Consider the following 20,883-nt stretch of genomic DNA (forward strand, 5'->3'; position numbering starts at 1 on the left):
CTTTCGGCCTCTGGATGGTGAGGGGGATACGGCGTCCGGCAGCCCCCTCATCCGTCTCGCTCCGCGAGCCACCTTCTCCCCCGAGGGGAGAAGGGATTAGTCGGCGGTCTTGGCCTTTTTCGCCGGAGCCTTCTTGGCGGCTGGTTTCTTGGCGGCGGCCTTTTTCGGAGCCGCAGCCTTCTTGGCGGGCGCCTTCTTCTTGGGCGCGGCGCCGGCCTTGGCGGCGAGCAGGGGCAGGGCGTCTTCCAGGGTCAGGTCCTCGGGCGCCGTGCCTTTCGGCAGGGTGGCGTTGATCTTGCCGGACTTGACGTAGGGACCGAAGCGGCCGGCCATGACGTGGATCGGCTCGCCCGTTTCCGGGTGGGCGCCCAGGTCCTTGAGCGGAGCCGCAGCCGCGCCGCGACCGGGACGACCGGCGCGCTTTTCCGCCAGCAGGGCTACGGCGCGGTTCAGGCCGACCTCGAACACTTCGTCGATGTCCGAGACATTGGCGTAGGTGCCGGCGTGCAGGACGAAGGGGCCGTAACGGCCCAGGCCCGCCGTGATCATCTTGCCGTCCTCGGGGTGGACCCCGACCTCGCGCGGCAGGGCCAGCAGGCGCAGGGCTTGGTCCAGCGTCAGGGAGGCAGGCGACCAGCCCTTGGGCAGGGACGAGCGTTTGGGCTTGTCGCCCTCGGGCGGAGTGATTTCGACATAGGGGCCGAAACGGCCGATCTTCAGCTGGACCGGCTGACCCGTTTCCGGGTCGATGCCCAGTTCGCGGTCGCCGCTCTCGGCCGAGCCGTCTTCAGCCGAGGGGCTGGCGACGGGGCGGGTGTATTTGCACTCGGGATAGCGATCGCAGCCGATGAAGGCGCCGAAGCGGCTGGTCTTCAGGCTGAGCTGGCCCTGGTGGCACAGGGGGCATTCGCGCGGATCGGAGCCATCGCCCTTGTCCGGGAAGATGTGGGCGCCGAGGCTTTCGTTGAGGGCGTCCAGAATGGCGGTGGTGCGCAGTTCGCCGGCGGCTTGTGTCGCGGCGTGGAAGTCCTGCCAGAAGTTGCGCAGCAGCACCTTCCAGTCCAGTTGACCGGCCGAGACCTCGTCGAGCTGGGTCTCCAGCGCGGCGGTGAAGTCGTATTCGACCCACTTCCTGAAGAACTGCTCCAGGAAGGCCGTGACCAGCCGTCCCTTGTCCTCGGGATAGAAGCGGTTCTTGTCGACGCGGACATATTCGCGATCGCGCAGGGTCGACAAGGTCGAGGCGTAGGTCGAAGGGCGGCCGATGCCCAGCTCTTCCAGCTTCTTGACCAGGGTGGCTTCCGAATAGCGCGGAGGCGGTTCGGTGAAATGCTGGTCGGTGCGGATGGCGTCGACCTTGGCCTTGGCGCCTTCCTTGAGCGCGGGAAGGCGGCTGGTGTCGTCGCTCTCGTCGTCTTCGGCGCCCTTCTGCTTTTCGTCGCGGCCTTCCTCGTAGACGGCGAGGAAGCCGTCGAAGGTGACGACCTGGCCGGTGGCGCGCAGACCCGTCTGGCCGTCGGCGGTCTCGATGTCGACGGTGGTGCGGTCCATCCGGGCCGCCTCCATCTGCGAGGCGACCATCCGTTTCCAGATCAGTTCATACAGGCGCTGAAGATCGGATTCGAGGCGCAGGCTGTCGGGATGGCGGGCGATGTTGGTCGGCCGGATCGCTTCGTGCGCTTCCTGAGCATTCTTGGCCTTGGTCTTGTAATAGCGCGGTTCCTGCGGGACGAAGGCCGGACCGAACGCCTGATTGATGACCTCGCGCGCCTGGGCGATGCCCTCGGGCGTGGTCTGGACGCCGTCGGTCCGCATATAGGTGATCAGGCCGCCGGTCTCGTCGACGCCTTCATACAGTTTCTGCGCCGCCTGCATGGTGCGCTGGGCCGAGAAGCCGAGCTTGCGCGCCGCCTCCTGCTGCAGGGTAGAGGTGGTGAAGGGCGGGGCCGGATTGCGTCGGACGGGCTTCTTCTCCACCGCATTGATGGTGAAGTCGCCGGCCGCGATGGCCGCGCGGGCGGCGGAAGCCGTCGCCTCGTCCTTGATGTCCAGACGCTGGATGCGCTTGCCGGCGTGCTTGACCAGGCGGGCGGTGAAGGGCGGGCTGTCGGCGTTCAGGTCGGCCTCGATGGACCAGTATTCCTGAGCCTGGAACTTCTCGATCTCCATCTCGCGATCGACGACGATGCGCAGCGCCACGGATTGGACGCGGCCGGCCGAGCGGGCGCCCGGCAGCTTGCGCCACAGGACTGGCGAGAGGGTGAAGCCGACGAGGTAGTCCAGCGCGCGGCGGGCCAGATAGGCCTCGACCAGTTCCATGTCGATTTGACGTGGATTGGCCATGGCGTCGAGCACGGCGGACTTGGTGATGGCGTTGAAGGTGACGCGCTGGACCTCTGTGTCCTTCAGCGCCTTTTTCTTGTTCAGCACCTCCAGCACGTGCCAGCTTATGGCTTCCCCTTCGCGGTCGGGGTCGGTCGCCAGGATGACGCGGTCGGCGCGCTTGGCGGCCTCGGCGATTTCGGACAGGCGTTTGGCGCCCTTGGCGTCGGCCTCCCAATGCATGGAGAAGTCGTCGTCGGGCAGGACCGAGCCATCCTTGGACGGCAGATCGCGGACGTGGCCGTACGAGGCCAGGACCTCATAGTCCGAGCCCAGATACTTATTGATGGTCTTGGCCTTTGCGGGGCTCTCGACGATGACGAGGTTCATAACGGTCCGGTCTCGGGAAGGGGCGCGAACGTGGTTGGAGCGGAGCCGTGAGTCAATCGCACCTGTTGTCTTACATCTCTAGATAGTGCCTTTGATGCTAACTAGTTGTGCTACTCTCTCGCTGAGATTGATCCGTCTTTCAGAGGAGGTGCGACATTGGGTAAGACGCAACCTAACCAAGCCGTTCACGGCGAGGCCGACACGAAGCCTTTTGCTGTAAGAAAATACATCGGCGCCATGGCGCTGGAAATGGCGCGGCTGGCGCGGGACGAGGGCGACGTGCGGCTGGCCGGCTTGCTGGAACAGGCGGCGGCCGTGGCGGGTCATCCGCAGGCCTAAAGAGAAGCCAGGCCGCCGGGCAGCAGGTCGGCGCGGCCGGTCAGGCTGAGCTCCAGCAGGGCGGCGGCGACCTGGGACACCGGAGCGTTGAGGGCGCGGGCGATCTCGTCGCGCGGCGTGGGGGTCGGCGACAGCAGAGTGGCGACGCGGTCGAGGAAGGCGTCGTCGATGTCGCCGTCGAATCGCATCGGATCGGCAGGCGGCTCGCGCAGGATGCGCAGGGTGTTGAAGGCGCGGTCGATGTCCTCGATCCCCTCGCACAGGATGGCGCCCTGACGCAGCAGTTCGTTCGGACCGCGCGCGCGGGGATCCAGCGGCGATCCGGGCACGGCGAAGACATCGCGACCCTGTTCGGCGGCGAGACGGGCGGTGATCAGGGAGCCGGACCGGACCTCCGCCTCGACCACCACGACCCCGCGCGACAGGCCCGAGATGATGCGGTTGCGGCGCGGGAAGTCGCGTGCCTGGGCGCGAGCGCCGACCGGGCTTTCGGAGACGACGCAGCCTTGTTCCGTCAGGCGGGCGTAGAGGTCGGCGTGTTCAGACGGATAGATGTCGTTCACCCCGCCCCCCAGGACCGCGACGGTCCCGGTCGCCAAGGCGCCTTCGTGGGCGGCGGCGTCGATGCCGCGCGCCATGCCCGAGACGACGACATGACCGGCCTGACCGAGTTGCTGCGCCAGACCGCGTGCGATCCGCTGGCCGCCCGCCGAGGCGATGCGGGCGCCGACGATGGCGACCGAGGGCTGATTCAGCAGATCGACGCGACCGCGCGTCCACAGGATCGGGGGCGGCGGGTCGACTGCGGCCAGCATTTCGGGATAATCGGGATCGCCCAGCACCAGCAGGCGCGCGCCGATGGCGTCGCCGGCGGCGATCTCGCGTTCGACCGTCTCGACGGGGGGCGGAATGGAGGCGGCGCCGAACTTGCGCACCAGAGCGGGCAGGGCGTCCAGCGCACCGAGGGCCGAGCCGTAGCGGCCGATCAGTTGGGTGAAGGCGACGGGGCCGATGCGGTCGGTGCGGGCGAGCCGCAGCCGGGCGAAGCGTTCGGCCGGGTCCAGGCTCACGCCTTCTTGGCCCCGATGCGCGGTTCCTCGCCCTTCAACAGTCGGGCGATGTTCTGGTGATGTCGAACCCAGATCAGGACGGCGGCGAAGACGGTCAGGGCGAGGATGGGCAGGCTGACCGGCAGGCCGACGACGGCGAGCGGCAGAAGCGCCAGCAGCGGCGCGGTCGCCGATGAGATGAGCGCCGCCAGCGACGAATAGCGGAACAGGAAGGCGCAGAGCAGCCAGACCGCCCCCGCCATCAGGCCCAGCGGCCAGGCGGCGGCCAGCAACAGGCCGTAGAAGGTGGCGACGCCCTTGCCGCCCTTGAAGCCCAGCCAAACAGGAAAGAGGTGGCCCAGGAAGGCCGCGCCGCCGGCGATGGCGCCGGCCAGTTCGCTGCCGAACAGATGACGGGCGATCAGCAGGGTGACCGCGCCCTTGCCGGCGTCCAGCAGCAGGGTGGCCAGGGCCAGATCCTTGCGGCCGGTGCGCAGGACGTTTGTCGCGCCGATGTTGCCCGAGCCGATGTTGCGCACGTCGCCGGCGCCGGCTGCACGCGTGATCACCACGCCGAACGGAATCGAGCCGAGCAGATAGCCGCCCAGCGCCACCAGCGCCAAGGTCCCGATCGCGGGGCCCACCAGATCCTGCACGTTGATTCGCTCCCCGCGTGTCGTTGCGGCAAAATGCGTCGCGGGGCGGTCGGGAGCAAGGGCGATCCGACCTCTTGACCCGATGATCGGCGCAGCGTTTGGTCCGCGCGTCTTTCCGGAGCCGATCCATGACCCGTATTTCCGCCGCCGCCGCGACCCTGCTGCTGCTTTCGACGACAGGTTGCGTGGGTGCGCCGCCGATGGCGTCTGCGCCGTCGTCGGGGCCGGCGATGGCGGCCTATTTCGACTGCGTGCGGGACGGCGGCGTGGCGATCTCGGCGCACCGGGCGGTTTCGGCTCTGGACCAGCCCGAGAACTCCATCGCCGCCATCGAGGCGACGGGCCGGGCGATCCCCAATGCGATCCTGGAGCTGGACGCGGTCCTGACCAAGGACCGGCAGCTGGTTCTGATGCACGACGACACCATGGACCGGACGACCACGGGACGCGGGCGGGTCGCGGACCTGACGCTGGCCCAGGTGAAACAGGCGCGGCTGAAGGCGTCGAACGGCGCCCTGACGCGCGCTGCGCCGCCGACGCTGGGCGAGGCGCTGGACGCCGCCGGACGCGTGGGCGCGATCGCCAGCATCGACCTGAAACCCGCGGACGGCGAAACCACGGTCGATCTGGCGCGAGCGGTGATCGATCAAGTGCGCCGGTCGCGGGCCGGCAACCGGGTGATCCTGATCACCTACAATGACGCCGACGCGCGGGCGGTGGCGGCCATGGCGCCGGAGATGATGATCTCGGCCGGGCTGAGCGGTGTGGATAAGCTGAGCGGGCTGAACCCGGCGCAGATCCTGGCCTGGACCGGCACGCGCGAGGAGCGTCCGGCGCTGTGGCGCGCCCTGCGCGAGGCCGGCGTCGAGGTTCAGTTCGGCACCTTGGGCGCCGAGGGCGTGCGCCGCGACGATCGCTACGCCGCCGACGGGGACGTTTCGGAATATCGCGATCTGGTGCGCCAGGGCGTCACGGTGATCGCCACCGACACGCCGCTGGCCGTCAAGTCGGTGCTGGGCGCCGAGGTGGCCAAGGCCGCGACGTGCGCGCGGCCGCGCTGATCTGAGCCTTAGAAGACCTTTCGACCGCCCACCCAGGTTCCGATCAGCTTGCCCTGAAGCCGGCGGCCATCGAAGGGCGAGTTCTTGGACTTGGAGTGAAGGGCGTCGGCGTCGATGATGACGGGGGCGCCGGCGTCGAACAGGATGAAGTCAGCAGGGGCGCCCTCGGCCAGGACGCCCGCGTCGAGGCCGAGCAGGGCGGCGGGGCCCTGGGTCAGCGGACGCAGGACGTCGAGCAGGTCCAAACCGTCTTCGTGATGCAGGGTCAGGGCGGCGGGCAGCAGGGTCTCCAGGCCGATCGCGCCCGGCGCTGCCTCGGCGAAGGGGCGGCGCTTGTCCTCGGCCGGAGCCGGGGCGTGAGCGGAGGTGATGACGTCGATCAGGCCCTCCCGCACGGCTTCGATCAGGGCCTGGCGGTCGGCTTCGGAGCGCAGCGGCGGATCCAGCCGGTAGAAGGTGCGGTAATCGCCGATATCCACCTCATTGAAGCACAGGTGGTTGATCGAGACGCTGACGGCGACCTCCAGCCCCTTGGCGCGGGCGCGGGCCAAGGTCTCCAGCGCGCCTTCGGTCGAAATCTGATCCACCAGGAACCGCGCGCCGGTCTGTTCGACCAGGGCCAGATCACGCTCCAGCCCGATCCGCTCGGCGATGGCGGGGCTGCCGGACAGGCCCAGGCGCGTGGCCAGTTCGCCGGAGGCGGCCACGGCGCCTTCCGTCAGCCAAGGGTCGGCCGGGCGGCACGCGATCAGGGCGTTGAAGGCGGCGGCGTAGCTCATCACCCGTTGCAGGGTGCGGCTGTTGACGATGACCTTGTCGCCGTCGGTGAAATACAGGGCGCCCGCCTCGTCCATCAGGCCGATCTCGGCCATGCGCTGACCGTCCAGGGCCTTGGTCGCGGCGCCAGCGGCGCGGACGTTGACCAGGTTCAGGGCCGCGCCGCGCCGCTGGATGAAGTCGATCATCGCCGGGTCGTCGACGGCGGGATCGGTGTCGGGTTGGACCACGATGGTCGTCACGCCCCCGGCGGCGGCGGCCAGGTTGGCGGACTTCAGCGTCTCCTTGGGCTCGGCGCCCGGTTCGCCGGTCTTGACCCGGATGTCGATCAGGCCGGGCGCGAGGCACAGACCGTCGGCGTCGATGATCTGATCCGCCGCCAGGTCCGGCATCGGACCATGGATCACGCGGCTGATGCGGCCGTCCTGAATCAGCAGGCCGCCGGGGCCGTCATAATCGGACGCGGGGTCCAGCAGACGGGCGTTGATGATGGCGACGGTGGTCATCGGGCGTCTCCCCAACGAGCGGAGAGGGAGGCCAGCACGGCCATGCGGGCGGCGACGCCCATCTCGACCTGATCCTGGATCAGGGAGACGTTCAGGTCGTCGGCCACGTCGGAATCGATCTCCACGCCGCGGTTCATGGGCCCGGGGTGCATGACCCGGGCGCCGGGATTGGCCCAGGCCAGCTTCTCGCGATCCAGGCCCCAGAAGCGGAAATATTCGCGGGTCGAGGGGACCAGGGCGCCGGCCATCCGCTCCAGTTGAAGCCGCAGCATCATGACCACGTCGCAGCCCTTCAGACCCTCGCGCATGTCATGGAAGACCTCACAGCCCCAGCGATCGGCGTCGCCGGGCACCAGGGTCGGCGGGCCGATCAGGCGGACACGCGCGCCCATCATCTGCAGCATGGCGACATTGGACCGCGCCACGCGGCTGTGGGTGATGTCGCCGCAGATGGCGACGGTCAGGCTGGTCACATCGCCGAAGGCGCGGCGCATGGACAGCAAATCCAGCAAGGCCTGGGTCGGATGTTCGTGGCGGCCGTCGCCGGCGTTGACTACGGCGCAGCCGACCTTCTGGCTCAGCAGTTCGGCCGCGCCCGAGGCCGAATGACGGATGACCAGGATGTCGGGCTTCATGGCGTTCAGGGTGACCGCCGTGTCGATCAAGGTCTCGCCCTTCTTCACCGAGGATGAGGCGACCGGCATGGTGACGACGTCTGCGCCCAGCCGCTTGGCGGCGATCTCGAAAGAGGAGGAGGTGCGGGTCGAGTTCTCGAAGAACAGGTTCACGACCGTGCGGCCGTGCAGCAGGTCCAAGGCCTTGGACGACTGACGATTGAAATCGACGAAGGCGTCGCCGAGATCCAGCAACTGCGGCGTCACATATGGATCGAGGTCCGATGCGGCCAGGAAGTGCGGTTTGGGGAACGGAACCAGCCGGTCGCGGATGGTCTGATCGGTGACTTGAGCGGGCTGGGTCATCGAGACGCGGCTATAGGCGTGACTCGCCCTGAACGCCAGTCAGGTGAAGTGGAACAGGGCCAGCAGGATGGGAATGACCACGGCGCTGCCCACCGTGGTCAGGGCGATGACGCCGGCGATCAGCGGCGCATCGCCGCCCATCTGACGCGCCAGGATGTAGGAGGCGGCCGAGCCGGGCGCGGCGCCGCAGATCAGGGCGATGCCCTGCGCCAGGCTGTCGCCGCCCAAAGCCCAGGCGATGAACCACATCAGCGGCGGCATGACCCCGAGTTTGACCAGGCTGACAGCGGCGATGGTGGTGCGGCGGCGTTTGACCTCGGCGAAGGACAGACCCGCCCCGGCGACGATCAGGCCCAACGGCAGGGCGGCGGCGCCCAGCAGGTCCATCGCCTCCGACAGGCCCGGGATCAGCGGCACGCGTAGCAGGTTCAGCGCCAGGCCGATCAGACAGGCCAGCAGGATCGGATTGGCCAGCATCGACTTGATCAGGCCGACAACGGAAGGCTCGCGCCGCAGCGAACCCCATTTCGCCAGCACGGCGACGCAGGCGATGTTGGTGACGGGAATGATGAAGGCGATGGCGACCGCGGCCAGCGCCGTGCCTTCCGAGCCATAGACCGACTGGATCACCGGCACGAAGACGAAGCTGTTCCAGCGGATCACGCCCTGAAAGACGCTGGTGTAGGCCGGGCCATCCAAAGTGATCAGAGGCTTGGACGCCAGGGTCGCGGCCGCCACGATCAAGGTCGCGCCCACCGCCGCTGCGCCTGCTACGGTCGCGCCGCCGCCGGCGAGGTCGGCGTGCCAGATCGCGGGGATCAGGAAGCTGGGATAGAAGATGTTGATCGACAGCTTCTCGATCGGCCGCCAGGCCTCGTCGGGCAGGAAGCCGGACTTTCGCAAGCCGTAGCCCAGGGCGATCATTAGAAAGACCGGCAGGACGCCGGCGATCAGGGCCGTCAAACCCAGGTCGCCTGATCCCGAACCCGGTCCAGCGCCCCTTGCAGGATCCAGGCGGCGGCGGTGCGGTCCACGACCTGGGCGCGGCGTTTGCGGTTCAGGTCCAGATCCTCGATCAGGAAACGCTCGACGGCGCTGGTGGACAGCCGCTCGTCCCAGAAGGCGATGTTGACGGGCCGCAGCCGCTCCAGATTGCGGGCGAAGGCGCGGCACGACTGGGCGCGCGGGCCTTCCGTGCCGTCCATATTGGCGGGCAGGCCGATGACCAGGGCCGAAACCTTGCGATGCGCCATCAGCTTGAACAGGTGTTCGGCTTCCTGCGTGAACTTGGACTTGCGGATCAGCTCCAGCGGCGAGGCGATCAGGCGGGTGGAATCCGACACGGCGACGCCGATGGTCTTTTCGCCCAGATCCAGCCCCATCCACGGCGTGTTGGGCGGGCAGGCGGCGGGCAGGTCGAGGAGGTCGAGGACGGGCACGGCCTGCGGTTAGGACTGGCGCGCACCGAAGTCAAAGGCGATGGTGACGATGATGGACAGGAAGGATGATGACATGCGCATAGCGACAGCAGCGATGACGGCTCTCGGGCTTGTGCTGAGCGGTTGCGGACAGTCCGACGCGCCGGCCAAGACCAAGACCGCACAGGATACTCAGATCGCGGCAGCCGCGCCGACGCCGAGCCCGATCACGCGCGCGGCCCCGTCACCGACCACCAAGCCGGTCGGGCCTGCCGAACGGCGCGCGGCTGCTGCACGCGAAGAGATCGGCACGGCGGCCGACGTGTCGCAGTTGCAGGCCCTGCCGGATCAGAGCGCCAAGGTCTTCAGCCTGTCGGGCGGCGATCCGGCGGTGAACGGTCTGGTGACCTATTTCGCCCTGTTCGGCGGTTCAGCCGAGGGCTGGCGCGCCTATCCTTTGGGCGACTACGCCGAATGGAAGGTCGTCGAGGCGAAGGCCGGGCGCGTGGTCCTGGCGGTGCGTCAGGACACGGCGGGGCCAAACGGCGACATCCTGAAGGTGGAGCGCACGGTTCAGATCGACTTCCCCTCAAACGGCGAGACGCCGCCGGACGCGGTGTCCGTCAGCACGTCGCAGTGAGATCACGCCTGACGACGGGCGGCTGATCCTTGTGAATCCCAAAGCGTGCGGCTAATCCGACCGCTTCGTTTTCATTTTGTGTGTTGGAGGGCCGCATGGCCATCGACGCTGCGACGGTGCGCAAGGTTGCGCATCTCGCCCGCATCAAGACCCCCGAGGACCGGCTGGAGCCGCTGGCGCAGGAGCTGAACGGCATCCTGGCCTGGATCGAGCAGTTGGATCAGGTGGATGTCGAAGGCGTGGAGCCGATGACCTCGAACGTCGCCCAGCCGCTGCGCCTGCGCGACGACGTCGTCACCGACGGCGCCAAGGTCGATGCGGTCCTGTCGAATGCGCCCAAGTCGGCGGACGGCTTCTTCGTCGTGCCCAAGGTGGTCGAATAGTCATGAGCGACCTGACCAAATTGACCCTGAAGGGCGCCGTCGACGGGCTGAAGGCCAAGGACTTCACATCGGCGGAAATCACCCAGGCCTTCCTGACTACGATCGAAGCCGCCAATCCGACCCTGAACGCCTATGTCGAGGTGACGGCGGACAAGGCCATGGACATGGCGCGCGCGTCCGACGCCCGCATCGCCTCCGGCCAGGGCGGGGCGCTGGAAGGCGCGCCGCTGGGGATCAAGGACCTGTTCTGCACCGAGGGCGTGCAGACGACGGCCGGCTCCAACATGCTGCGCGGCTTCACGCCCCCCTATGAATCGACCGTCACCGCCAATCTGTGGCGCGACGGGGCGGTCATGCTGGGCAAGCTGAACATGGACGAGTTCGCCATGGGCTCGTCCAACGAGACCTCGGCCTTCGGTCCGGTCAAGAACCCGTGGAAATCGACCGGCTCGAACGCCGAGCTGACACCGGGCGGTTCGTCGGGCGGTTCGGCCTCGGCCGTGGCGGCCGACCTGTGCCTGGCCGCCACCGCATCGGACACCGGCGGTTCGATCCGCCAGCCCGCCGCCTTCACCGGCACGGTCGGGATCAAGCCCACCTATGGCCGCGCCAGCCGCTTCGGCATGGTGGCCTTCGCCTCGTCGCTGGACCAGGCCGGGCCGATCACCAAGACGGTCGAGGACGCGGCCCTGCTGCTCCAATCCATGTGCTCGTTCGACGCCAAGGATTCGACCAGCCTGGACATCGCCACGCCCGACTGGACCCAGTCGGTCGGCCAATCGGTCAAGGGCCTGCGCATCGGCGTGCCGCGCGAATATGTCGTGGACGGGATGCCGGCCGAGATCCAGGCCCTGTGGGATCAGGGCGTGGCCTGGCTGAAGGACGCCGGCTGCGAGATCGTCGAGATCAGCCTGCCGCACACCAAATACGCCCTGCCGACCTACTATATCGTGGCCCCTGCCGAAGCGTCTTCGAACCTGGCCCGCTACGACGGCATGCGGTTCGGGCATCGGGCGGAGGACTTCAAGTCGCTGGACGATCTGTATGCGACCTCGCGCGCCGAAGGCTTCGGCAAGGAGGTCCAGCGTCGCCTGACCATCGGCGCCTATGTGCTGTCGGCCGGCTTCTATGACGCCTACTACGTCAAGGCGCTGAAGGTGCGGCGTCGCATCGCCGAGGACTTCGACAACGTCTGGGGCCAGGTGGACGCCATCCTGACGCCGTCGACGCCGTCGGCCGCCTTCGCGCTGGGCGACAAGCAGATCGACCCGCTGACCATGTATCTGAACGACGTCTTCACGGTGACGACCAATCTGGCCGGCCTGCCGGGCATTTCGGTGCCGGCGGGCGTGGACGCCGGCGGCCTGCCGCTGGGGCTTCAGGTCATCGGCAAGGCGCTGGACGAGGCGACGGTCTTCCAGGTCGGCGCGGCGCTGGAACGGGCGGCGGGCTTCACGGCCAAGCCGGGCAAGTGGTGGTGAGCATGAGCGACAATACCAAGACCATCAAAGGCCGCACCGGCGATTGGGAAATCGTCATGGGCCTGGAAATCCACGCCCAAGTGGCGTCGAAGGCCAAGCTGTTCTCCGGCGCCGCCGTCGGCTTCGGCGCGGGGCCGAACGAGCAGGTGTCGCTGGTCGATGCGGGCTTTCCCGGCATGCTGCCGACGCTGAACAAACACTGCGTCGAGCAGGCGGTGAAGACGGGCCTGGGCCTGCGCGCGCAGATCAACCGCCGCAGCCAGTTCGACCGCAAGAACTACTTCTATCCCGACCTGCCGACCGGCTATCAGATCAGTCAGCTCTATTACCCCATCGTGGGGGAAGGCGTGGTCGAGGTGGAGGCCGAGGACGGCAGCTTCTTCAACGTCGGCATCGAGCGGCTGCACCTGGAGCAGGATGCGGGCAAGCTGATCCACGACCTGTCGCCGACCGAAAGCTACGTCGATCTGAACCGGGCCGGCACGGCGCTGATGGAGATCGTGTCGCGGCCCGACCTGCGCACGCCGGATGAGGCGGTGGCCTATGTGAAAAAGATTCGGACCATCCTGATCTATCTGGGCACCTGCGACGGCGACATGGAGAAGGGCAACCTGCGGGCCGACGTGAACGTGTCGGTCTGCCGGGCCGGCAACTACGACAAGTTCAAGGAGACGGGCGACTTCAGCTATCTGGGGACGCGCTGCGAGATCAAGAACGTCAACAGCTTCCGCTTCATTTCTCAGGCGATCCAGTATGAGGCGCGCCGCCAGATTGAAATTCTGGAGGACGGCGGTTCGATCACCCAGGAGACGCGCCTGTACGACCCGACGGCCGGCGAAACGCGCTCGATGCGGTCCAAGGAGGAGGCGCAAGACTATCGCTACTTCCCCGATCCCGATCTGCTGCCGCTGGATCTGGAAGAGGCGTGGATCGCCGAGATCAAGGCGTCGCTGCCCGAGCTGCCGGACGACAAGCGCAAGCGTCTGATGGCGGACTATGGCCTGTCGCAATACGACGCCATCGTGCTGATCTCTGAACAGGCCAAGGCCGACTATTTCGAAGCCGCCGCCAAGGGTCGGGACGCCAAGCTGGTGTCGAACTGGGTCACCAACGAGGTTTCGGCGCGCCTGGCGGCCGAGGGCAAGGACTTCAGCGAGAATCCGCTGCCGGCGGCGCACGTCGCGCAGCTGGTCGAGTTGATCGAGACGAACGTCATCTCTTCCAAAATCGCCAAGGAGGTCTTCGATCACGTCTGGAACGGCGAAGGCTCGCCGGCCGAGGTGGTCGAGAAACACGGGCTGAAACAGGTCACGGACACCGGCGCCATCGAAAAGGCCGTGGACGAGATCATCGCCGCCAATCCGGACAAGGCGGCGGCGGTGGCTGAAAAGCCCCAGGCCATCGGCTGGTTCGTCGGTCAGGTCATGAAGGCCACGGGCGGCAAGGCCAACCCGGCGGCGGTCAACGACATCCTGAAGACCAAGCTGGGGCTCTGATGCTTGGGGGCTGCGGCCCACAAACCCCGGCTTGTCGCTAACGCTCGCGACGCGGTCGCTCGCTGGTTGAGCGACAAACTGCACGATAAAGGCCCGGAGATTGCTCTCCGGGCCTTTGTTCTCACCAGCGCCAGGCGTCGCGGATGACGTCGATAATATAGCCGTCGTATTCGTCGATCAGATACAGGGTGTTGTCGACGGAGACCCAGCGCGTGCCCTCGGGCGGATAGCCCAGGCCGTAGGTGCGCCAGTCGTTTATTTGGTAGCGCCAGAAGACGTCCGGCAGATACTGGCCGACCGACCACGACCGACCCCAGTAGGACCGCGGCACGCTGTAATAGCCCCAGCCGGGCGCGAAGTAGAAGCCGACGCGCACGCCGTTGTAACCCCTGAAGCGCCGATCGTTGCGCCACCAGTCCGAGCGGTGGCCGCGATAGAAGTCGCGCCGCCATTGATCGCCGTTGAAACGCTGGCGGAACTCGCGGTGCTGACGGTCGCGGTCACGACCGTTGTTCCAGCCCGAGCCCGGACGGTCGGGACGGTTCCAGCTGTTTCCGGGACGGTCGGGGCGTTGACCGCCTGCATTTGGGCGGTCGGGCCGATCGGGTCGGTTCCAGCCGCCTTCGGGTCGGTCTGGACGTTGGCCGCCGGTGTTCGGGCGATCGGGTCGGTTCCAGCCGCCTTCGGGCCGGTCTGGGCGTTGGCCGCCGGTGTTCGGACGATCGGGACGGTTCCAGCCGCCTTCTGGCCGGTCGGGACGCTGGCCGGCGGCGTTGGGGCGATCGGGCCGGTTCCAGCCGCCTTCGGGCCGGTCCGGACGTTGGCCGCCAATGTTCGGACGATCGGGCCGGTTCCAACCGCCTTCGGGACGATCCGGACGCTGGCCGCCCGCATTCGGACGTTCGCCACCCGACGGGCGCTCGGGACGGGGCGTATCGTTTGCGGGGCGGCTGGGACGTTCGGGGCGAGGCTCAGGCGGTCCGTCCTCACGACCCATCTGCGGACGCTCGGGCCGGTTCATGCCGCGGGCGCGACCTTCGCGCTGCGGGCGTTCCTGCTGAGCCTGGTCCTGTTCCTGGGCGAGGGCCTGCATCGGGACTGCAAGCGGGCCTGCGACGGCGGCGATGGCGGTGAAAGCCATCAGGAGGCGTTTCATGGTCTTTGGTTCCTGCACGCCGGGTCTCCGGCGGCTTGAGACGATCATCGATCCGTGGCGATGAACCCAGGCTGAACACTGTTCGCAATCAAGGGGCTGTCCGAAAAAGCAGAACCCCGCAGGCAAGACCTGCGGGGTTCGATCGTCCGGTTATGACGAGGCTTAATAGACGCCCGACAGGACGCTGGCGATCAGGCCGCTGGCCACGGCGATCAACAGGATGTCGTTGCCGGCGTGGACGTAGCGATAACCGCGCGGCGCTTCGCGAAGACCGTAAACATAGGGGTCTCGGACATAGTAGTTGCGATACTGGTAGGGCAGATAACCGCCGGTGCGCCAGCGATAGTTGCTGTAGCGCGGCTCGACCCGATAGTAGCCATAGCTTGGCGCGTACCAGTAGCCTGCGCGCGGACCGTTGTAGCCACGGAAGTCCGAGCGGCCGCGCCACCAGTTGCTGTTGTTGCGGTCCCAGCGGTCGTTGCGCCAATCGCGACGGTCGTCCCGGCGTTCGTCGCGATAGTCACGACGGTCGTCGCGGCGGTCCCGGCGATAGTCCTGACGGCTGTCGTAGCGACCGTCGCGCCAGTCGCGGCGATCTTCCCGACATTCCTGGCGGAAGTCGCGGCGGTCGTCACGGCGATCCTGACGATACTCGCGGCGGTCGCGGTCCTGGGCCTGGACGAGCATCGGCACGGCCGTGGTCGACAGGGCGAGGGCGACGACGGCGGCCTTGGTGAGGCGGTTCATCTTCGTGCTCCATTCTGGGCCGCCGACGGATGTGCCGATCCGACCCGTTAATGATGAGCAAGGTCGTGTTTCGCGTCTGAATGCCGGCTGAACGATCCCGGCAGGTTTGCGGAGCGCGCGTGGACCGCGCCGACGAGGCGTCAACGAGAGATTTATCAGAGATTTCCGAGATCTGAATCGCGTCGGAAGTATTCATTTCCGCTTTACTCAAAAGTCCGTTCGAGGCCTTTCGTCGTTAACTTTAACTTCAAACCACCGGTATTTGATGGCGTCTCAGAGGCGGGTCCAGAAGGGCGCCCGTTGAGGAGATACGGTGATGAACGCGCAAGAAATGGCGCACGACCTGCAGGCCCACGACGACGGACTGCCCCTGCCGACCCCGGACATGTCCGGCGACGACCTTTTCAAACTGGGCATGATGTATTCGGCTGGATCGGGCGGTTGTCCGATGGACCGGGTGTCGGCCCACATGATCTTCAACCTGGCGGCCATGAAGGGTTCGATCGAGGCGCGCGTCTATCGCCGCGAGATGAGCCTGGAGATGGAACGCGAGGAGATCGCGGAAGCCCAGAAGGCCGCGCGGCGCTACATCGATCAGGGCGTGGTTCAGCTGGTCGCCTAAGCGGCTGGCTCAGAACTGGGCGTAGCCGTTGCCGTTCGATCCGTTGATCGAATAGCTGAAGCCGATCGGCAGGGCGGCGCGCACCTGGGTGAAGAAGGCCGCCAGTTCGCCCAGCGTCGAACGCGGCACGAAGACGATGTCGCCACGCCGCAAGGGCACGACCTCGCCGCGACGCGGACGCAGGTCCACCACCCGCATCATGCGTGATCCGCCGGGACCGCGACGGATCAGGGCCACGCTGTCCTGACGCGAAGTCGGGGCAAACCCGCCGGCTTGGATCACCGCCTGATAGGCGTCCAGATCGCCGATCATTTCGAAGACGCCCGGGTTGCGCACTTCGCCGTCGACCCAGACGCGGATCGGCCCGGCCTGGCGCAAGGTGACCTCGACAACAGGGCGCACCAACTGGGTCGCATAGGCCGCAGAGACGACCTGCTGAAGCTGCGGCAGGGTGCGATCCGCCGCCATGACCGATCCGATCAGGGGCAGGACGATGCGACCGTCGGGACCGACCTTGAGCGTGCGTGTCAATTCCGAGGCGGTAGGCGTCGCCACCTCGATCTCGTCGCCGGGATACAGCAGATATTCCGGCTCCTGGTCCGTCCACGGAGCGAAGGACACCCCGGAGAGCGCGTCGTAGGGCGACCGATCGACGCGCCGGGGATCGCCAGCGCCGCCGGCGCCGCCGCAGGCCGCCAGCGACGCGGCGATGGAGGCTGAACCTAGGGTCAGCAGAAACAGGCGGCGATCGGTCAGCATGGGAATCGGTCGGCCTCGACGAGGGATATCGGGCAACCTCGCCGGTTATGGGTAATCATCGGTTAACGCCGGTGGGCGAAGGGTGAGGACCACACGCCTTTCAAGGGATTCGGCCCGCCCGATGCGCTCCACCGCCCACGTCACCACAAGGCCGCGCTACGGCGCTCTGGACGTGATCGGCCTGTTGTTCCGCGAACTGCTGCTGATGATCGTCGTCTTCGTGGTGATCCTGGGGCTGGGGTTCGCCGCCGCCATGACGCTGAAGAAGAGCTACACCGCCACCGGCTCGGTGTTCGCAGGCGTGGGTCAGGAATACGTCTATCAACCGCGCGTCGGCACGGCCGAGCGGGGCCAGGCGCCGCAGGGCGACGAGGTCGCCAATTCCGAAGCCGCCATCCTGGGCTCCAGCGCCGTGCGCCAGAAGGTGGTCGATGTTCTCGGGCCGGCCGCCATCCTGGGAGAGCCGCCCAAGGGCAGTCAGCAAGCCGCGCGGTCCGCTGCGCTGAAGGCCGTCGGCGGCGGCCTGGGCGTCGCCACGGCGCCGGGCAGCGCGGTCATCCATCTGACCTACAAGGCCGACGATCCCGAACGCGCGGCCCGGGTCCTGAACACCATCATCGAGCAATATCTGATCTATCGCCGCGAAGTTTTCCAGGACAAGACGCCGGCCATCGCCAGCCAGCGCATCGCCTTCGAGGATGAACTCGGCAATGCGGACCGCGCTTACGAGGCCTTCCTTGCGTCCAACGACATCGGCGACTTTACTGCGGCCAAGGCGACGTTGGCGGCGACCTATCAGACGGTCTTCACCGACCGGATGTCGACACAGAGCCAGCTGAACCAGACCGCGCAGCGTCTGAACACCCTGATCGCGCAGCAGGCGGCAACCCCGGCGGAGGTGGCGCTGCAGCAGGATCTGAACATTTCGGCCCAGGATCAGGTGCTGCAACTGCGCACCGAGCGCGAGCAACTGTTGTCGCGCTATCAGCCCGACGCCCAGCCGGTGAAGGACATCGAGGCGCGGATCAACCAACTGCAAGCCTATGTTGCGACCGGCACAGCCGTCGGAGCTAAGGAGGTCCGCACCGGACCGAACCCCGTCTGGACCGAGCTGGAAACCACGCGGATCAACACCCGGGCCGAGCGCGACTCGCTGGCGGCGCGTCTGGCGGTGCTGGACCGGCAGCTGGCCGACATCCGTTCGCGGCAGGCGCGGTTGACGGCGCTGGAATCCGAGAACACGACCCTGGCCGGCAATCGCGAAGTGCTGAGCGCCTCTATCCGGGAGTTTCAGCAACGCGAAACCCAAAGCCGCGCCGACAACGCCCTGGTCGCCGCCGGCGCCGACAACGTCACCGTCATCGAGCGCGCCCAGCCGCCGGCGACGGGCAAGAGCCTGAAGATCCCGCTACTGGCGGCGGTCTTCCTGTTCGCGGGTTTCACCGCCCTGTGCGTCGGCCTGTTGCGGGTGTTCACGCGCCGCGGCTTCACGACCCCGGCCTCGGTCAGCCGCACGCTGGACATGCCGGTTCTCGCCGTCGCGCCGGCCAAGGCGGCCTAGCGAAACTCGTGCTAGGCTGAGGGCTTAGGGAGCGCCTTGGCGATTCGATGGTCGATCTGACTTCAGAAATGGCGGGCCTTTGGGCGACGCTGGGACCGGCGCCGGCGCACCGCGCGCGCGTGATCCAGTTCGCCTCCGCCGTCACCGGCGAGGGTGTCTCGACCGTGGCTCGCGAGTTCGCGCGGCTGGCGGCGGTGCGGGCACGCAAGCCCGTCTGGCTGATCGACGGCGATCTGGCGCAACAGGGGCAGCTGGAGACGGTGTCGGCTGAACCGGATCGTTTCGGCCAGGTCGGCAAGGCCGCGCAAGGCTCGCCCGACGGCTCAAGCTTCTACGCCGTGACGCCGCGCGTGACCGGTCGCGACGGCAAGCCGGTGCCGGATTCGCGGCTGCTGACGGCGCGGTCCTGCCTGGGCGGACGGCTCTGGGTCACGCATTTCCACATGGAAGCGCTGCGGTCCGGGCACCGGGTCGAGGCCGTCGGCGAGCCCCGCTACTGGGAGGCTCTGCGGCCCCACGCCGACACCATCGTCATCGACGCGCCCGCCGCCGACCGCAACGACATGGCGATCATCCTGGCGCCTTTTGTGGACATGACGGTTCTGGTGATCGCCGCCGAAAGCACCGCGGCCCATGCGCCGGTCATCCTGCGCGACGAGATCGAAGCCGTCGGCGGCAAGATCGCCGGCGTGGTCATGAACCGCTCGACCTACAAGGCGCCGGGGTTCCTGCAGCGATTGATGGGCTGAAGCCGCTTCTGAGGCGACGTTTTCGGCGTCCGATTTCGCACATTCGGCAAGAAAATGAAGCGGTTGCGTCGAAATCGAGCGCGGATGCGGCGCCTTTGCGTGCGTCGCGCATTGTGTGGCCATGACAAAGTCCGTCGCATTCGTCGGCGCGGGGCCGACGACGCTTTACGCCCTTCATGCCCTTCTGTCCCAAGGCGTCGTCTCGGCGCGGGTCACGGTGTTCGAGGCGCGCGAGACGGCTGGCTGCGGCAGCCCCTACAGCCCGGACTGGAACGACCCGGCGATGCTGTCCAACATCGCCAGCATAGAGATCCCGCCGTTGCAGGAGACGCTGGCCGACTGGCTGTCGGCACGAACGCCCGCCGAACTGGCAGAGCTGGACGTGGATGGGGCGTCGCTCGATGAGCGCACGTTCGTTCCACGTGTTGCCCTGGGGCGGTATTTCGAAAGTCAGTTCGCCACCTTGGTTCAGCAGGCTCGCGCCAAGGGCGTCGATATCAATGTGCGGACGGGATGCCGGGTCATCGATGCGGCGAACCGCAGGGATGGGATCGAACTGACCTTCACATCGCCGCCGTCGCGGAAGATCGCCAGGGCTGTGTTCGACCATGTGGTTCTGGCGACGGGTCACCAGTGGCCGTCGCGGCCGGACGCGCAGCCCGGATATTTCCTCAGCCCATGGCCTCATCCGACCTCGCGGATGTTCCGGCGACACGCATCGGCATTCGGGGGTCGTCGTTGACGGCCATCGATGCGGCCGTCGCCTTGGCCACGTCGCACGGGGACTTCGTTCGGCAGGATGATCGGCTGATCTATCAGCCGGCGCCGGATACCGAAGATTTTCACATCGACATGATGTCGCGAAAGGGGCTGTTGCCCGAGGCGGACTTCTATTTTCCGCTGCCGCATGGGCCGCTGACCTATTGCACGCCCGAGGCCGTCGCTGCGGCTGTGGCGCGCGGTCCTGACGGGCTGCTGGACGCCGTGTTCGACCTGTTTCGAACCGAGCTGATTCATCTGGATCCCGGCTATGCCGCCGAGACCGGATTGCATGAGGCGACGCTGGAAACCTTCGCCGAGGCCTATTTCGCGCGGCGCGCGGCGGTCGAGCCGTTCGTCTGGGCCGCCGCAAACCTGAAGGAGGCGCAGGCGAACCATGCCGCACAGGTGACGGTGGCCTGGCGCGACGGCATCCTGCGCATGCACGAGATCGTCGCCGTCATCGTGCCGCATCTGGACAGCGCCGAGTTCGAGCGGTTCAGCCGCGCCTTCAAGCCGATCTTCGTCGATATCTACGCCGGCGTGCCGCACGAATCGATCGAGCGGATGCTGGCGCTGCACGCCGCCGGGCGGCTGGACGTCATCGCCTTGGGCGACGACTACGACGTCGATACGCGCTGTCCCGAAGGCGGCGGGCGCGTGACCATCGGCGATACGACCCGCCACTATCCGATCTTCATCGAGGCGACGGGTCAGGCGGCCCTGAGCGGCATCCAGTTTCCGTTCTTGTCGCTGCTGGAGCAGGGGATCGTTCGAGATCAGGTCGCCAACGATGCGCCCGACGTGGTCCGGGGGATTGCTGTCGATGACCTGTTCCGGCCGGTCGATGCGCCCCTGCCGACGGATCGGCTGTTCTGTCTCAGCCTGCCGTTCATCATGGGGCGGCATCCCTTCGCGCAAGGGATCACCAGTTCGCACGAAATGGGCGGGATCGTCGGTCGGCGACTGGCGTTGATCCTGAATACCGCAAAGCCTGCGGTCGATCACGCCGATACGGCGGCCTGACGCGAG

Annotated in this window: 21 protein-coding genes; 11 read left to right on the forward strand and 10 right to left on the reverse strand. The window is 67.3% G+C overall.

What is annotated here, in order from left to right; genetic code table 11:
• Positions 1 to 96: 96 nt before the first annotated feature.
• A complete protein-coding gene (topA, locus tag ABIB58_RS00370) occupies positions 97 to 2,712 on the reverse strand; it encodes a type I DNA topoisomerase (RefSeq protein ID WP_354038486.1) in 2,616 nt (871 codons plus the stop codon).
• Between the two features lie 156 nt (positions 2,713 to 2,868).
• Between topA and ABIB58_RS00375 the strand changes: the two genes are divergently transcribed.
• Complete coding sequence (locus ABIB58_RS00375) at positions 2,869 to 3,051, forward strand: hypothetical protein (protein ID WP_156146831.1); 183 nt, start codon at positions 2,869 to 2,871, stop codon at positions 3,049 to 3,051.
• Here ABIB58_RS00375 and dprA read toward each other — a convergent pair.
• Both dprA and plsY read right to left on the reverse strand, forming a co-directional pair.
• Positions 3,048 to 4,121 carry a DNA-processing protein DprA gene (dprA, locus tag ABIB58_RS00380; RefSeq protein WP_045811601.1) on the reverse strand — a complete coding sequence of 358 codons (1,074 nt, stop codon included), beginning with the start codon at positions 4,119 to 4,121 and terminating at the stop codon, positions 3,048 to 3,050. The genes ABIB58_RS00375 and dprA overlap by 4 nt on opposite strands.
• Positions 4,118 to 4,756: a glycerol-3-phosphate 1-O-acyltransferase PlsY gene (gene plsY / locus ABIB58_RS00385; protein ID WP_045811602.1), complete on the reverse strand. Its 639-nt coding sequence runs from the start codon at positions 4,754 to 4,756 to the stop codon at positions 4,118 to 4,120. The genes dprA and plsY overlap by 4 nt, the downstream gene beginning before the upstream one ends.
• Before the next feature lie 128 nt (positions 4,757 to 4,884).
• On the opposite strand from plsY, the gene ABIB58_RS00390 reads away from it, so the two are divergent.
• The gene (locus tag ABIB58_RS00390; protein WP_045811603.1) at positions 4,885 to 5,817 is read left to right on the forward strand and encodes a glycerophosphodiester phosphodiesterase family protein; all 933 of its coding nucleotides are present in this window, start codon (positions 4,885 to 4,887) and stop codon (positions 5,815 to 5,817) included.
• An 8-nt stretch (positions 5,818 to 5,825) separates the two neighbouring features.
• On the opposite strand, the gene pyrC is transcribed toward ABIB58_RS00390, so the two are convergent.
• The 4 genes from pyrC to ruvX are packed head-to-tail and all read right to left on the reverse strand — an operon-like array spanning position 5,826 to position 9,519.
• Positions 5,826 to 7,100: a dihydroorotase gene (gene pyrC, locus ABIB58_RS00395; RefSeq protein WP_354038490.1), complete on the reverse strand. Its 1,275-nt coding sequence runs from the start codon at positions 7,098 to 7,100 to the stop codon at positions 5,826 to 5,828.
• Positions 7,097 to 8,080 (reverse strand): aspartate carbamoyltransferase catalytic subunit, encoded by a 984-nt coding sequence (locus tag ABIB58_RS00400; protein ID WP_354038492.1) that lies wholly within the window; start codon positions 8,078 to 8,080, stop codon positions 7,097 to 7,099. The genes pyrC and ABIB58_RS00400 overlap by 4 nt, the downstream gene beginning before the upstream one ends.
• A 39-nt stretch (positions 8,081 to 8,119) precedes the next feature.
• Positions 8,120 to 9,043, reverse strand: coding sequence for an AEC family transporter (locus ABIB58_RS00405; RefSeq protein WP_354038494.1), 924 nt, complete (start codon positions 9,041 to 9,043; stop codon positions 8,120 to 8,122).
• The gene (gene ruvX, locus ABIB58_RS00410) at positions 9,040 to 9,519 is read right to left on the reverse strand and encodes a Holliday junction resolvase RuvX (protein ID WP_354038496.1); all 480 of its coding nucleotides are present in this window, start codon (positions 9,517 to 9,519) and stop codon (positions 9,040 to 9,042) included. Before ruvX ends, ABIB58_RS00405 begins: the two co-directional genes overlap by 4 nt.
• A gap of 73 nt (positions 9,520 to 9,592) precedes the next feature.
• On the opposite strand from ruvX, the gene ABIB58_RS00415 reads away from it, so the two are divergent.
• From ABIB58_RS00415 to gatB, 4 genes are all read left to right on the forward strand, one after another.
• A complete protein-coding gene (locus tag ABIB58_RS00415; RefSeq protein ID WP_156146832.1) occupies positions 9,593 to 10,138 on the forward strand; it encodes a hypothetical protein in 546 nt (181 codons plus the stop codon).
• Between the two features lie 95 nt (positions 10,139 to 10,233).
• Positions 10,234 to 10,521 (forward strand): Asp-tRNA(Asn)/Glu-tRNA(Gln) amidotransferase subunit GatC, encoded by a 288-nt coding sequence (gatC, locus tag ABIB58_RS00420; RefSeq protein ID WP_039247681.1) that lies wholly within the window; start codon positions 10,234 to 10,236, stop codon positions 10,519 to 10,521.
• 2 nt (positions 10,522 to 10,523) lie between these two features.
• The gene (gene gatA, locus ABIB58_RS00425; protein ID WP_045811609.1) at positions 10,524 to 12,002 is read left to right on the forward strand and encodes an Asp-tRNA(Asn)/Glu-tRNA(Gln) amidotransferase subunit GatA; all 1,479 of its coding nucleotides are present in this window, start codon (positions 10,524 to 10,526) and stop codon (positions 12,000 to 12,002) included.
• 2 nt (positions 12,003 to 12,004) lie between these two features.
• On the forward strand, positions 12,005 to 13,498 hold the full coding sequence (gatB, locus tag ABIB58_RS00430; RefSeq protein WP_045811610.1) for an Asp-tRNA(Asn)/Glu-tRNA(Gln) amidotransferase subunit GatB: 1,494 nt from the start codon (positions 12,005 to 12,007) through the stop codon (positions 13,496 to 13,498).
• A gap of 121 nt (positions 13,499 to 13,619) precedes the next feature.
• Here gatB and ABIB58_RS00435 read toward each other — a convergent pair whose 3' ends face one another.
• Together ABIB58_RS00435 and ABIB58_RS00440 are read right to left on the reverse strand one after the other, a co-directional pair.
• Complete coding sequence (locus ABIB58_RS00435) at positions 13,620 to 14,654, reverse strand: RcnB family protein (protein ID WP_231576684.1); 1,035 nt, start codon at positions 14,652 to 14,654, stop codon at positions 13,620 to 13,622.
• A gap of 162 nt (positions 14,655 to 14,816) precedes the next feature.
• Complete coding sequence (locus ABIB58_RS00440; protein ID WP_354038501.1) at positions 14,817 to 15,401, reverse strand: RcnB family protein; 585 nt, start codon at positions 15,399 to 15,401, stop codon at positions 14,817 to 14,819.
• A gap of 316 nt (positions 15,402 to 15,717) precedes the next feature.
• On the opposite strand from ABIB58_RS00440, the gene ABIB58_RS00445 reads away from it, so the two are divergent.
• Positions 15,718 to 16,023 (forward strand): hypothetical protein, encoded by a 306-nt coding sequence (locus ABIB58_RS00445; RefSeq protein WP_039247692.1) that lies wholly within the window; start codon positions 15,718 to 15,720, stop codon positions 16,021 to 16,023.
• 9 nt (positions 16,024 to 16,032) lie between these two features.
• Here ABIB58_RS00445 and ABIB58_RS00450 read toward each other — a convergent pair whose 3' ends face one another.
• Positions 16,033 to 16,782: a polysaccharide biosynthesis/export family protein gene (locus ABIB58_RS00450; protein WP_039247693.1), complete on the reverse strand. Its 750-nt coding sequence runs from the start codon at positions 16,780 to 16,782 to the stop codon at positions 16,033 to 16,035.
• A 121-nt stretch (positions 16,783 to 16,903) separates the two neighbouring features.
• On the opposite strand from ABIB58_RS00450, the gene ABIB58_RS00455 reads away from it, so the two are divergent.
• The 4 genes from ABIB58_RS00455 to ABIB58_RS00470 all read left to right on the forward strand — a co-directional run bounded on the left by ABIB58_RS00455 (position 16,904) and on the right by ABIB58_RS00470 (position 20,877).
• The gene (locus tag ABIB58_RS00455) at positions 16,904 to 18,343 is read left to right on the forward strand and encodes a GumC family protein (RefSeq protein ID WP_045811612.1); all 1,440 of its coding nucleotides are present in this window, start codon (positions 16,904 to 16,906) and stop codon (positions 18,341 to 18,343) included.
• 47 nt (positions 18,344 to 18,390) lie between these two features.
• Positions 18,391 to 19,092: a P-loop NTPase family protein gene (locus ABIB58_RS00460; RefSeq protein ID WP_045811613.1), complete on the forward strand. Its 702-nt coding sequence runs from the start codon at positions 18,391 to 18,393 to the stop codon at positions 19,090 to 19,092.
• A 121-nt stretch (positions 19,093 to 19,213) separates the two neighbouring features.
• A complete protein-coding gene (locus ABIB58_RS00465) occupies positions 19,214 to 19,834 on the forward strand; it encodes an FAD/NAD(P)-binding protein (protein WP_354038504.1) in 621 nt (206 codons plus the stop codon).
• Entirely contained in the window at positions 19,771 to 20,877 is a 1,107-nt protein-coding gene (locus ABIB58_RS00470; protein ID WP_354038506.1) for a Rossmann-fold NAD(P)-binding domain-containing protein, read from the forward strand. Before ABIB58_RS00465 ends, ABIB58_RS00470 begins: the two co-directional genes overlap by 64 nt.
• The last annotated feature ends 6 nt before the right edge of the window (positions 20,878 to 20,883 follow it).

Origin of the sequence: Brevundimonas sp. UYEF29 (assembly GCF_040546195.1) — a bacterium.
Taxonomy (GTDB): Bacteria; Pseudomonadota; Alphaproteobacteria; order Caulobacterales; family Caulobacteraceae; genus Brevundimonas; species Brevundimonas huaxiensis.